Source organism: Nocardia sp. NPDC051030 (assembly GCF_040683015.1).
Classification (GTDB): domain Bacteria; phylum Actinomycetota; class Actinomycetes; order Mycobacteriales; family Mycobacteriaceae; genus Nocardia.
The window spans coordinates 715,037-727,696 of the sequence record NZ_JBFBCD010000005.1; the positions used below are offsets into that span (position 1 = coordinate 715,037).

The window sequence follows — 12,660 nt, forward strand, 5'->3', positions numbered from 1 at the left end:
CGCGCTTCCTAAGTACCCGCCGCGAGCCCTGGTGAGCGCTGGCCGTTCGTGGTCACGGTTTGCCGTCGCGGCGGAGCTCAATCGATCCGCCGTGGGCCGAATCAGAGCTTGACGTCCGCCCACTTGGCAAAGTGGGCGAGTTTGTCGGTCCCGCGCCGCGTATTCGCGAGCATGCGCAAGGTTTCGTGGACCTGAGGAGGGTGGCCCGATGGGGTTTCTACATGGCGAGAACGGAATCGTCCCGATCGGTGAGGATGGCTTCCCCATCTACGGCGAGACCCCCGAACTCGAGGACCGTGCCGTACGGACCGAACTTGATCGGTACGCGATTGTCGATATCGAACCGGTCGCGGTGACCGCTACGGAAATGCCGTAGAGCTGCGGCGATCCCGCTCGCTTTCCGAACCGATCCCCAACAAGGGCCTCTGATCGGGGGCCCACAATTCTGTGGGCGCGCCCCGGTTCGGTGTACCGTGCGGACGCGCGACGCGATGTTTCTGGGTTCGTGACGTTGCCGTTGGGATGTGCGATCCACGACTCCGAACGGAGACCCGAATACGACGGCACTCAGATCGACTGCGTCTCCCCGTCAATCCCTAGGAGACACCATGCGACACCGCAACATGCTCGTTCGGATGCCGATCATCGGAGCGTGCGTTGCCGCTGTACTGCTTTCGTCCGGCACAACCGCGAGCGCGGCCGGACCCTACGGCGCTCAGCTGGTGAACACACCCACCGCTTGCCGTGACTTTCCCATCCCTGCCGAGATCAACGGCAACGTGCAGAGCCGCCCCGATCTCGGTCCGCTGGGCACAGTCGGCATTTGGTACGGCTTCCAGCACCGCGCCTTCATCTACACCCCCTGCACGGTGACCGTCACCGCACACTGGACCAACCTCGACACCGGAGACTCCGGCTCCGTGGACGTTCCGCTCAGTGGCGGCTGGGGTTTCGCCCTCCCCGCGAACTCCGGCACCATCGGCCGTGCCACTTTCTTCACCGGAGTCGGCCGCGTCAGCATCACCACGACGACGGATATGCCACACCAGGTGATGCCCGCCGCCGAGTTCTACGCTGGTTGATCCACAGCACTGCCGCCGCCCATCACATCCCCGATGAATACATGCTTTCGGCTTCGCTGATGTAGTAAATCCATGAGTCGAGAACCTTCCAACAACTGAATCCGAGCCATATCGGGCAACGATTTCTGCCCCGAAAGGGCCTGGTTCAGCCGTATCTCCGCTAGGTCTGTATGGCGGGGAGTTGGATTTTGGCGATTAGGGCTCGGTGATCTGAGCCGGGGGTTTCGAGGGTTTGGACGGATGTTGCGTGGGCGTTGGCGGTGAGGATGTGGTCTAGGCCGACTATGGCGGGCCACCACTTGTCGGTGGGGTAGGTGGGCAGGTTGCCGGAGCCGGATTGTTCGGTGGCGTCGTGGAAGCGGGCGGAGAGGAAGGCTCGGAATTGGGTGTGGTCGTAGGTGGCGTTGAAGTCGCCGCCGACTATTGAGGGGCGGGAGGGGTTGTCTTGCTGGAGGATTCGATTCAGGCGGGATAGTTCGTTGGACCAGGTGGCGGTGCCGTAGATCGGGGGGACGGGGTGGAAGGCGTGGATGGTGAGGGGGCCTGCGCCGGGGATGGTGGCGGTGGCGGAGAGTTGGTTGAGGACGTAGCCGTCGTGTTCGACTTGGTCGGATAGGGGGTGGCGGCTCCAGATGCCGGTGCCGGTTGCGGTGCGGCCGGGGGAGAGATAGCTGTGGGGGAGTAGGGCGTTCAGGCCTGCGGTGGTGAGGGCCTCGATGGCTTTGGGGGTTAGTTCGTTGACGGTGAGTAGGTCGACGTTGTGGGTGCGGATCGTGTCGACGAAGGCTTGGGGGTCTGCGCCGTCGAATAGGAGGTTCGCTTGCATCACGGTGATGGTGGGGCCGGTCTCGGTTGAGTGGTCACCGATGTAGAGGGGTGCTTGGGTCCATACCCCGGCGACTACCACGCAGGCTGCGATCGCCATGCCTATTCGCTGACGGGCGATGGCCAGTAGCACCACGCCGAGGGTGGCGGCGCTCATCAGATATGGCGCGACGGCGGCGAGTACGACGAAACCCCGCCAGTCGGAACGGCTGAAGTGGAGGGCAATGCCGGTTGCGCCCAGCAGTGTGGCGGCACACCCGGCCACGGTTGCGGACACTCGGACGATCTTGGACACCACCCTGCTAGACAAGCACAGTCGGGAGCGGTGCTTGCGACAGGATATGAAAAAGCGTGCCTCCAACCGGAACGGTTGGAGGCACGCTGTTGTCGCGGTGCTGGAATCAGCCGACCGGGGCCGGTTCCTTTTCCATGACGACGGTTTCGCGCCCGCGCTGCTGGAGTTCGCGCAGCTTGGTGCCCTCGACGTCGATGTCGGGGAGGATGCGGTCCAGCCAGGCCGGGATCCACCAGGCCCACTTGCCCATGAGGACGAGCAGGGACGGGATGAGGATCATGCGGACGATGAACGCATCCAGGAGGACACCGGCGGCCAGGGCGAAGCCGAAGGACTTTGCGGTGGCGTCGGATTCGAGGATGAAGGAGCCGAAGACCGAGATCATGATGATCGCGGCGGAGGCTACGACGCGGGCACCGTGGTGGTAGCCCTCGATCATCGCTTCCTTCGGCGACTTGCCGTTCACGAATTCCTCGCGCATGCGGGTCACCAGGAAGACCTGGTAGTCCATGGCCAGACCGAATACCAAGCCGATCAACATGATCGGCAGGAAGCTGACCAATGGGTGCGGGTCTTCGATCAAGCCCAGCTTGCCCTGCTGGAAGATCAGCACCGTCGCGCCGAACGTGGCCGCGATGGACAGCAGGAAGCCGAGCGCCGCGGTGAGCGGGACCAGGATCGAGCGGAACACCAGGATCAGCAGGACGAAGGCCGCACCTGCCACGATCGCCAGATACGGGACGATCTTGCTGAGCAGTACATGGTCCACGTCCGCGTAGATGGCGGTGGTGCCGGTGATGCCGTATTCCATGCCGTATGTGGACTTCAGCTTTCCTTCGGCATCGCGAGCGGCACTCACCAGATCCTTGGTGGCCTGATTGTTCGGACCCGACTTGGGCACGGCGCTGAGCATCGCGCCCATCTTGTCCTGGCTGAACTCCGGCGCGGTCACGTACAGCATGCCGTCGTAGTGCTCCAGCGTGGTGCGCAGCTCATTGGCCGCGGCCTCGCGCTGATTCGCCGGGACATTGGCCAGGTCGGCGACGACCATCAGCGTGCCATTGCTGCCCTCACCGAAGCCTTCGGTGCGCAGCTCGTAAGCCTTACGGACCGTGGAGGTCTTGGGCAGGCTGTCGTCACCGGGCAGGCCCAGGTTGAGCCCGGCGGCGGGGGCGGCGAGCAGACCGAGCACGACCACGCTGAGTCCCAGCGTCACCGCGGGCCACTTGCCGATGACACGGGCGAAGCGGGTGCCATTGGTAACCGACTTCTCGTCTTCCGGGTCGTACTGGGCGACCAGCGGCAGCTTCGGCTTGAACAGGAAGCGCCCGAACGCACCCATGATCGCGGGCATCAAAGTAATGGCGGTGAGCACGGCGAAGACGGCAGCGATCGCGCCACCCAGACCCATGAACGTCATGAACTCGACGCCGACGATGGACAGCCCACCCAGCGCGATGATCACGGTCAGACCGGCGAACACCACGGCGGAACCGGCGGTGCCGAGCGCGACACCCGCGGCTTCCTCGGGCGAATCCTGTACTGCCAGTTCATGTTTGTACCGAGACACGATGAACAGCGCGTAGTCGATGGACAGCGCGATGCCGATCATGGACGCGAGGAAGGTGGTGAAGCTCGGTACCTCGATCACCGAGGTACCCAGGAAGATCACCGAAGTGGCCGCGCCCAGGCCGATGATGGCGGTCACGATCGGCACGAAGGCCGCGACGATCGCACCGAACGCGACCATCATGACGACCAAGGCCACAGCCATGCCGATCATCTCGGACTTACCGCTCGGCTGCGACTGCTCCATGGCGATAGAACCGCTCAGCTCGACGGTCAGCCCGGCATTGCGGGCATCATTCGCCACGTCGTACGCGGCTTTGCGATCGTCGGCCTTGATGTCGTTGAACTTCGCGATGGTGAACGGCACGCTCAGCAGCGCGACCGCGTCCGTGTCGGTCTTGCCCAGCACGTTCAAAGGCGCGGCGGTGCAAGCGGAGACATCGCGATCGGCGCCGAGGCAGCCCATCTTCTCCGCGGTGGTGACCGGGTTGGTCAGCGGCTTGTCGGCGTTCTTGGCGACGATGCCGAGGTCATTGATCTTGGTGATCAGCGCGTCGACCGCGGCGCGATTGGCCGGGGCGGTGAGCTTCTGCCCCTCGGGCGCTTTGATCACATAGGTGCCGGTGACGGCCTCGAACTTGAACGCGCTGGAAGCGCCCGGGAAATGCTTGTCGAGGATGTCATTGGCGCGGGCGGAGGGCAGCTCGGGCATGCTGAAGTCATTGCTCATGGGCTGCTTGAGCTGTGCGCCCAGGCCGCCGAGGATGAGGAACAAGACCAGCCACGCGGGTAGGACGATCCATTTCCGGCGGAAGGCGAATTTGCCCCACCGGTAGAGATATACGGACACGACGGTTCTCCTGGCGGTGGTTTCTGTCAGGGTGTGAGCGCGTAGACAGCACTGCCGCGGGAGTTCTGAGAACGCTCCCCGCCTTCACGAATTTTCTGCCTACCGTGCGGTAGGTAGACTCTATCCAGCCGTAAGCGGAGGAACAACCTCGACTCTAGCGGCGTTGCTCGCACGACGATTGAGGGTGAGAGGATGAGGCAATGGCTGCCCGAGCTGGATCAGGAACTGTTGTCGCAGGTAGAAGCACCAAGGACGCGATTCGTGATGCCGCCGTACAGCTTTTCTCCACCAAAGGTTTCGAACAGAGCAGCCTCCGCGAGGTCGCAGATGCGGTCGGAATCACAAAAGCGTCCCTCTACTATCACTACGCCTCGAAAGTGGATCTGCTCATAGCCATCATCGAGCCGATGTTCGATGATCACCGCGCACTCGTCGAGAAGCTCGACGAAATCCCGCATTCCCCGCAATCGGTGCGCGAAGTACTGACAGAACATGTGCATTCGATGCTCAGCCACCGCACAATTGGCGTCTTGTGCATGCGCGACACCGTCGCCATCGTCAACGCCCTCGGCAATCGCTACCCGGACATGATGGAAATGCACCGCCGCATGTGCCAGTGGCTGGCCGGTCCCGGCGCGGACGAGGAGACGACCCTGCGCGCCGCCGCCGCCATGCAAGTGCTCGGTGCGGCGCTCATGTCGAAGGAGAGCGTCCCCGACGCCAGCGAGGAACTCATCGAGCGCGTACTGCTGGACGCGGCACTGAGCGTGCTCGAGCCCGCCCGCTAAAGTTCGTTTTTCCGAATACCGAATTCGCAGACAAGATCAGGAGCCCCCCGTGCACATCACCGCGAAGGTCGACTACGCGGTGCGCACGCTCGTCGAAATCGCCAAGGCGCAATCGAATTCGGTGAAGGCCGATGCGATCGTCGCCGCGCAGGACATTCCGCCGAAGGTGCTCGAATCCGTCGTCGCGGATCTGCGCCGCGGCAAATTGGTGACCAGCCGACGCGGCCCCGACGGCGGTTACCGCCTGGCCCGCCCCGCCGCAGACATCAGCATCGCCGATGTCATCCGCGCCGTGGAGGGCCCGCTCGCCTCGGTGCGCGGCCAGCGGCCGGAGGACGTCACCTACTCCGGAGCGGCCGAACCCCTGCAGCGCGTGTGGATCGGCCTGCGCGTGAACATCCGCGCGGTCCTGGAACGCGTCACGGTCGCCGATATCGCCAATGACCTGCTCCCGCCCTTCCTGGACGAGCTCCTGCACGACCCGCACGCCTGGAATCGCAAGCCTCGCCCGGTCGAGCGCCCGGGTGCGCGGGATGAGGAAATCGCCAGCACCGAGTGGGACGATCTAGATCAGCCCTGACATCTGACGGTGTTCTTATAACTGAAAATCATCACGCCGTGCGTCACAGGTAGGCGGTAGCCTGCGAGGCATCATGTTGATTCGACTACTCCGCACCTTCCTGGCGCCCTACCGCACCCAGCTGGTGGGCGTGGTCGTGCTTCAGCTGATCTCGGTCATCGCGATGCTCTACCTGCCGAGTCTGAATGCCGACATCATCGATGACGGCGTCACGAAGGGCGATATCGGCTACATCTGGAGCACCGGCCTGCTGATGCTCGCGGTCACCGGCGTCCAGGTCATCGCCCAAGGTTCTTCCGTCTATCTGGGCGCGCAGGCCGCCATGAGCGCGGGCCGCGATATGCGTGCCGCGCTGCTGCACCGGGTCGGCACCTTCTCCGCCCGCGAGGTCGGCGTATTCGGCGCACCGTCGCTGATCACCCGCAATACCAATGACGTGCAGCAGGTGCAGATGCTGATGCTGATGAGCGCGACCATCCTGGTGATGGCCCCGATCATGTGTGTCGGCGGCATCATCATGGCGCTGCGCGAGAATCTCGGCCTGTCCTGGCTGCTGCTCATCGCGGTGCCGGCGCTGGGCCTGTCGATGGCCTACATCATCACCCGCATGGTGCCGGGCTTCCGGCGCATGCAAACCAAGCTCGACGGGGTGAATCGTGTTCTGCGCGAACAGATCACCGGTATCCGGGTGGTGCGCGCGTTCGTGCGCGAACGGCAGGAGACCTGGCGTTTCGGCGTCGCCAATTCGGAGCTGACCGAGCAGTCGCTGTTCGTCGGCCGCTATATGGCGATGATGTTCCCGCTGGTCATGCTGATCTCCAATCTGACCGCGGTGGGCGTGATCTGGTTCGGCGGCCATGCCGTCGACAACGGGACCATGCAGATCGGCTCGCTCACCGCCATGCTGTCCTACATCATGCAGATCCTGACGGCGGTCATGATGGCCTCCTTCCTGGCCATACTGGCCCCGCGCGCCGCGGTCTCCGCTGAGCGCATCGGCGATGTGCTGGACACCGACTCCTCGGTGCAGCCGCCGCGCCTGCCTCAGGACTTCAAGTCCGACGCGGGTTCGGTGGATTTCGCCTTCGCCGAATTCAAGTTCCCTGGTGCGGAAAAGGCTGTGCTGCGGGCGATTCGGTTCCGGGTCGAGCCGGGCACCACCACCGCCATCGTGGGTGCGACGGGCGCGGGCAAGACCACGCTGATCAATCTGATCCCCCGGCTCATCGATGTCACCGACGGCGCGGTCTATGTGGGCGGCACCGATGTGCGGCACATCGAACTGGAGGCGCTGCGCAATAACATCGGCTTGGTTCCGCAGAAGGGCTACCTGTTCTCCGGAACCGTCGCCTCCAACCTGCGCTACGGCAATCCGGACGCCACGGACGAGGAGCTCTGGGAGGCCCTGGAAATCGCGCAGGCCGCCGACTTCGTCCGCGAGATGGGGCGGCAGCTGGAAACCCCTGTCGCACAAGGCGGTACGACGGTGTCGGGCGGTCAGCGGCAGCGCCTGGCGATTGCCCGCGCGCTCGTCCGAAAGCCCCGCATCTACTTGTTCGACGACTGCTTCTCCGCCCTGGACGTCGCCACCGACGTGCGGGTGCGGGACGCCCTGAAGCCGGTGACCGGCAATGCGGCGGTCATCACTGTCGCACAACGTATTTCGACCATCCGCGATGCCGATCAGATCGTGGTGCTGGAGGACGGCGCGATGGCGGGAATCGGTACCCACGAACAACTCATGCGGGATTGTCCCGAATACAAGGAGATCGTGGAGTCGCAGTTCAGCGCGGAGGAGGTCCGATGAGGCCCGGAGCCGTGAATCCCGGCGCGCCCGACGCGAAAGCCAAGTACTTCGGCCCGTCGATGAAGCGCCTGCTGCGCCGACTGGCACCCGAAAAGTTCTATATCTCCATCGTTTTCGCGCTGGCTACGGCGTCGGTGGTGCTCAATACCCTGGGCCCGCACATCCTTGGTAATGCCACCAACCTCATCTTCGACGGCGTGGTCGGCAAGCAGCTGGGTGAGACCTTCGGGCCCGGCACCACCAAGGAGCAGGCGGTCGAGGCGCTCCGCCAGAAGGACAGCAACTTCGCCGACATGCTCGCCAGCATGAACGTGATTCCCGGTGTGGGCGTGGACTTCACAGCGGTCGGCCACGTGCTGGCTTGGGTGCTCGCCGTCTACGTCGGTTCGTCGGTATTCGGCTGGTTCCAGGCGTATCTGCTCAATATCGTCCTGAACCGTCTGGTCAGGCGGATGCGCGGCGAGATCGAGGACAAGCTGCATCGCCTGCCGCTGAGCTACTTCGACTCCATGCCGCGCGGTGACGTGCTCTCCCGCGTCACCAATGACGTCGACAATATGGCGCAATCCCTGCAACAGACCATGAGTCAGATGATCGTCTCGGTGCTGTCGGTCATCGGCATCCTCGGCATGATGTTCTGGATTTCGTGGGTGCTGGCCCTGATCGCGCTGCTCACCGTGCCGCTGGCGGTCGTGGTGACCGCGCAGATCGCGAAGCGCTCCAAGCCGCACTTCGTGGCCCAGTGGAAGCTCACCGGCGATGCGAACGCCCAGATCGAAGAGGCCTTCACCGGCCACGAGGTGGTCAGTGCGTTCGGCCGGGTCCGCGAGGTCGGCGAGAAGTTCGACGAGACCAACGACAAGCTGTATGAGGCCTCGTTCAAGTCGCAGTTCATCTCCGGGCTGATCATGCCCGCCATCATGTTCCTCGGAAACCTGAACTATGTGCTGATCGCCGTGGTCGGCGGCCTGCGGGTGGCGTCGGGTCAGTTGTCGCTGGGTGAGGTGCAGGCGTTCATCCAGTACTCACGCGGATTCACGCAGCCGCTCACCCAGATCGGCTCCATGATCAACATGCTGCAGTCGGGCGTGGCATCGGCGGAACGGATCTTCGAGATCCTCGATGCCGAGGAGCAGGTGGCCGATCCCGAGGTCGAGGATTCGCGGCCGGTGGATCGCGGCCGGGTCGCCTTCGAGAAGGTGTCCTTCCGCTACGAGCCGGAGACCCCGATCATCGACGAGTTGTCGCTGGTCGCCGAGCCCGGGCATGTGGTGGCGATCGTCGGCCCGACCGGCGCGGGCAAGACCACGCTGGTGAATCTGCTCATGCGGTTCTACGAGGTGGATTCCGGCGCCATCACCATCGACGGCGTCGACATCACCCGCATCACCCGCGATCATCTACGTTCGCGCATGGGCATGGTGTTGCAGGACACCTGGCTGTTCGGCGGCACGATTCGCGAGAACATCGCCTACGGCCGGACCGATGCCACCGAGGAGGAGATCCTCGAGGCGGCCCGCGCCGCGTTCGTGGATCGCTTCGTGCACGCGCTGCCGCACGGCTACGACACGGTCATCGATGAGGAGGGCTCCGGCGTCAGCGCCGGTGAGAAGCAGCTCATCACGATCGCGCGCGCGTTCCTGTCGCGGCCGTCCATCCTCATCCTCGACGAGGCCACCAGTTCGGTCGACACCCGCACCGAACTGCTGGTGCAGCACGCCATGGCCGCGCTGCGCCGGGATCGCACGAGTTTCGTGATCGCGCACCGGCTTTCGACGATTCGCGATGCCGACACGATCGTGGTGATGGAGAAGGGCAAGATCGTCGAGCAGGGCACCCACGAACGCCTGCTCGCCGCCCGCGGCCCGTACTTCCGCCTCTACAACGCGCAGTTCGCCGCCGCCATCACCGACGGTGAGGGCGAAGGGATCGAGTTCGACGAGGACGAGACCGTCTCGCTCGGCAAGAACTAACGGCACCACGCACGAATTGTCCGGCCCGCACCTCACGGTGTGGGCCGGACCTTTGTGATCTGGTCCCGGCTGCGAGGATGGACGGGTGTCTGCTTCCGAGTTCGCTTTCAAGGTCGGTACCCGGCTGGATGGTCAGCATGGCCGATCCGGCCTGATCAGCACGCCGCACGGCGATATCGCCACCCCGGCGTTCATCCCGGTCGGTACCAAGGCCACGGTCAAGGCGGTCCTGCCGGAGACCATGAAGGAACTCGGCTCACAGGCGCTGCTGGCCAATGCCTATCACCTGTATCTACAGCCCGGGTCCGATGTCGTGGACGAGGGCGGCGGCCTGTCCAAGTTCATGAACTGGCCCGGCCCGACCTTCACCGACAGCGGCGGCTTCCAGGTCATGTCACTGGGCGTGGGCTTCAAGAAGGTCCTGGCCATGGAGTCCGTCGGCGTGCAGAACGACGATGTGATCGCCAAGGGCAAGGAACGCCTCGCACACGTCGACGATGACGGCGTCACCTTCCGCTCACACCTGGACGGCTCGAAGCACCGCTTCACCCCCGAGGTGTCCATGGGCATCCAGCATCAGCTGGGCGCGGACATCATGTTCGCCTTCGACGAGCTGACCACGCTCATGAATACCCGTGGCTACCAAGAGGAATCGCTGGAACGCACGCGTCGTTGGGCGCAGCGCTGCCTCGACGAGCACGAGCGCTTGACCGATGCGCGTTCACACCGCCCGTATCAGGCATTGTTCGGCGTCATTCAGGGCGCGCAGTATGAAGACCTGCGCCGCAAGGCATGTCGCGATCTGGAAGCCCTACGCGGTACCGCCGGAACGGAATTCGACGGTTACGGCATCGGCGGCGCGCTGGAGAAGCACAATCTCGGCACCATTGTCGGCTGGTGCTGTGACGAGCTGCCCGAGCACAAGCCGCGGCATATGCTCGGCATCAGCGAGCCCGAGGATGTCTTCACCGCGGTGGAGAACGGCGCGGACACCTTCGACTGCGTGAATCCCTCACGCGTGGCGCGCAATGCGGCCATCTATGTCGACGAGGGCCGATTCAATATCAATACCGCGCGCTTCAAGCGCGATTTCACGCCCATCGACGACACCTGCGACTGCTACACCTGCGCGCATTACACCCGCGCGTACCTGCATCACCTGTTCAAGGCGAAGGAGATGCTGGCCTCCACCCTGTGCACCATCCACAATGAGCGCTTCACGGTGCGCCTGGTGGATCGCATTCGGGAGAGCATCGACGGCGGGTATTTCGGCGATTACAAGACCGAATTCCTGGGCCAGTGGCGCGGTCGCGTCAAGGCGCCTGGCCTGTAGACGCGACCGCGGCTGCTGCTTTCGAACCGAGTGACTCAGCTCTCGATCGCGGGCACTTCCAAAGGCGCGTAACTGGGTTCGTGCTTCTTCAGGAAGGCGATCACCCGATAGGTGATGGGCAGCACGATGACCTCGGCCATGGTCTTCCAGACGAAGCCGACGATCACGTAGTTGATGAACTGTCCCCACGAGTCGATGCCGATGGCGGTCGCCGCGATGGAGCAGAAGATGAGCGTGTCGCCGAACTCGCCGACCACGGTCGACCCGATCAGCCGCGCCCACAGGTGCTTCTCCTTGGTGCGTTCCTTGATCGCCACCAGGGCGGCGGAATTCAGCATCTCGCCGACGAAATAGCCGCAGAGACCCGCCGCGACCAGCTGCGGCGTGGAGCCGAGCACGGTGTGGAAGGCTTCCTGGTTGTCGTAGAACGTGGCCGCGGGCAGCCCGATGGCGATGGCGAAGCAGCCGGTCATGAGCAGCAGAATGCCGAAGCCCATGTAGATGGCGCGTCGCGCGGCCTTGAAGCCGTACACCTCGCTCAGCACGTCGCCGATGATGTAGGCCAGCGGGAACAGGAACCAGGCGCCGTCGGTGGTGATCGGGAGGATCTCGATCGGCCCCAGTTTCAGCTCGCTGCCGCTGAAGAATTGGACGCCCTTGGTGGCGCAGATATTCGAGATGATCAGTGTCGCCGTGAACAGTGCCACGACCGGTGTGTAGTAGCCCCCCGCCGCCTGTGCGAATGCCGCATGCTTGGGCGCGGGGTGTCCAGATCGGTCTGAATCGACCGTTTTCATATCGCTCACGCGGCAAGTATCCCTGCCGCGACGGATGGTTATGGGCTGGTGGGGTGGCCTAGGCTGAGCGAATGACGAATCCCGGCGGGTCCGACGAGTGGTGGAAGCAGTACGGCGGTGAGGGCGTGTCGCCTGAGGCTTCGCCCTCGGTGCCGCAGCAGCCGACGCCCCCGCCGGCCGGCTATTCCTCCGCACCGAATTATTCACAGCCGGAGATGACTCCGCCGCCGCAGCAGCAATATCCGAATTACACGCCGCCGCAGGCGAATCCGGCGGCCGCCTATCCGCCTCCGGCCGCCGGTGGGTATCCGCCCGCGCAGGGGCCGACACCGGGGTATGGGTATCCGGGCTATCAGCCCTACGGGTATCAGCAGCCTCCGCTGGGCACCAATGGCATGGCGATCGGCTCGCTGATCGTGTCGATCGCCGGGTTGCCCATGCTGTTCTTCTGCCTGTTCCTGCCGGTCGGTTCGCTCGTGGGCCTGATTCTCGGTGTGGTGGCGGTGAATCAGATCAAGACCTCCGGGCAGCAGGGGCGCGGGCTGGCGCTGGGCGGGATCTGGGTCGGTGCGGCCGGGCTGGCCATCGGCGTGGTGTGCCTGGCGCTCTTCTTCGTCGGCATCGCCAGCTCGCCGAGCCGCTAGGCGAGCCACGAACGACGGCGGGGGGGGCGGAGGGGGGGGGGGCACCCCCCCCGGGTTTTTTTTGCGGGGGGTGTTTGCGGGGAATAGGGGTGGGCCGTGTTTTAGGGGGTGGCGCCC

At 64.3% G+C, this 12,660-nt stretch carries 11 protein-coding genes; 8 read left to right on the forward strand and 3 right to left on the reverse strand.

Features of this window, described 5'->3' with window-relative positions; translation table 11 throughout:
- Positions 1 to 208 precede the first annotated feature (208 nt).
- On the forward strand, positions 209 to 376 hold the full coding sequence (locus AB0N05_RS20910) for a hypothetical protein (RefSeq protein ID WP_364696393.1): 168 nt from the start codon (positions 209 to 211) through the stop codon (positions 374 to 376).
- Between the two features lie 232 nt (positions 377 to 608).
- On the forward strand, positions 609 to 1,082 hold the full coding sequence (locus AB0N05_RS20915; RefSeq protein WP_364696396.1) for a hypothetical protein: 474 nt from the start codon (positions 609 to 611) through the stop codon (positions 1,080 to 1,082).
- A gap of 160 nt (positions 1,083 to 1,242) precedes the next feature.
- Here the strand turns inward: AB0N05_RS20915 and AB0N05_RS20920 are convergent, their stop codons facing one another.
- Entirely contained in the window at positions 1,243 to 2,184 is a 942-nt protein-coding gene (locus AB0N05_RS20920) for an endonuclease/exonuclease/phosphatase family protein (RefSeq protein ID WP_364696399.1), read from the reverse strand.
- 124 nt (positions 2,185 to 2,308) lie between these two features.
- On the reverse strand, positions 2,309 to 4,621 hold the full coding sequence (locus AB0N05_RS20925) for an MMPL family transporter (RefSeq protein WP_364696402.1): 2,313 nt from the start codon (positions 4,619 to 4,621) through the stop codon (positions 2,309 to 2,311).
- A gap of 200 nt (positions 4,622 to 4,821) precedes the next feature.
- On the opposite strand from AB0N05_RS20925, the gene AB0N05_RS20930 reads away from it, so the two are divergent.
- From AB0N05_RS20930 to tgt, 5 genes are all read left to right on the forward strand, one after another.
- Positions 4,822 to 5,409 carry a TetR/AcrR family transcriptional regulator gene (locus AB0N05_RS20930; RefSeq protein WP_364696405.1) on the forward strand — a complete coding sequence of 196 codons (588 nt, stop codon included), beginning with the start codon at positions 4,822 to 4,824 and terminating at the stop codon, positions 5,407 to 5,409.
- 49 nt (positions 5,410 to 5,458) lie between these two features.
- Positions 5,459 to 5,989: an Rrf2 family transcriptional regulator gene (locus tag AB0N05_RS20935; RefSeq protein WP_364696408.1), complete on the forward strand. Its 531-nt coding sequence runs from the start codon at positions 5,459 to 5,461 to the stop codon at positions 5,987 to 5,989.
- A 73-nt stretch (positions 5,990 to 6,062) separates the two neighbouring features.
- Complete coding sequence (locus AB0N05_RS20940) at positions 6,063 to 7,796, forward strand: ABC transporter ATP-binding protein (RefSeq protein WP_364696411.1); 1,734 nt, start codon at positions 6,063 to 6,065, stop codon at positions 7,794 to 7,796.
- The gene (locus AB0N05_RS20945) at positions 7,793 to 9,769 is read left to right on the forward strand and encodes an ABC transporter ATP-binding protein (RefSeq protein ID WP_364696415.1); all 1,977 of its coding nucleotides are present in this window, start codon (positions 7,793 to 7,795) and stop codon (positions 9,767 to 9,769) included. The genes AB0N05_RS20940 and AB0N05_RS20945 overlap by 4 nt, the downstream gene beginning before the upstream one ends.
- 85 nt (positions 9,770 to 9,854) lie before the next feature.
- Positions 9,855 to 11,102 (forward strand): tRNA guanosine(34) transglycosylase Tgt, encoded by a 1,248-nt coding sequence (gene tgt / locus AB0N05_RS20950; protein WP_364696418.1) that lies wholly within the window; start codon positions 9,855 to 9,857, stop codon positions 11,100 to 11,102.
- 35 nt (positions 11,103 to 11,137) lie between these two features.
- On the opposite strand, the gene AB0N05_RS20955 is transcribed toward tgt, so the two are convergent.
- Positions 11,138 to 11,899, reverse strand: coding sequence for a queuosine precursor transporter (locus AB0N05_RS20955; RefSeq protein WP_364696580.1), 762 nt, complete (start codon positions 11,897 to 11,899; stop codon positions 11,138 to 11,140).
- A gap of 71 nt (positions 11,900 to 11,970) precedes the next feature.
- Here AB0N05_RS20955 and AB0N05_RS20960 point away from each other — a divergent pair, with 71 nt between their 5' ends.
- Positions 11,971 to 12,543 carry a DUF4190 domain-containing protein gene (locus AB0N05_RS20960; RefSeq protein ID WP_364696421.1) on the forward strand — a complete coding sequence of 191 codons (573 nt, stop codon included), beginning with the start codon at positions 11,971 to 11,973 and terminating at the stop codon, positions 12,541 to 12,543.
- Positions 12,544 to 12,660 lie beyond the last annotated feature (117 nt).

Bases quoted from the DNA above. Each gene is read 5' to 3' on its own strand.
- AB0N05_RS20960 (WP_364696421.1), top strand. From the start codon at position 11,971: ATGACGAATCCCGGCGGGTCCGACGAGTGGTGGAAGCAGTACGGCGGT.
- AB0N05_RS20915 (WP_364696396.1), top strand. From the start codon at position 609: ATGCGACACCGCAACATGCTCGTTCGGATGCCGATCATCGGAGCGTGC.
- AB0N05_RS20945 (WP_364696415.1), top strand. From the start codon at position 7,793: ATGAGGCCCGGAGCCGTGAATCCCGGCGCGCCCGACGCGAAAGCCAAG.
- AB0N05_RS20955 (WP_364696580.1), bottom strand. From the start codon at position 11,899: ATGAAAACGGTCGATTCAGACCGATCTGGACACCCCGCGCCCAAGCAT.
- AB0N05_RS20940 (WP_364696411.1), top strand. From the start codon at position 6,063: ATGTTGATTCGACTACTCCGCACCTTCCTGGCGCCCTACCGCACCCAG.
- AB0N05_RS20930 (WP_364696405.1), top strand. From the start codon at position 4,822: ATGGCTGCCCGAGCTGGATCAGGAACTGTTGTCGCAGGTAGAAGCACC.
- AB0N05_RS20910 (WP_364696393.1), top strand. From the start codon at position 209: ATGGGGTTTCTACATGGCGAGAACGGAATCGTCCCGATCGGTGAGGAT.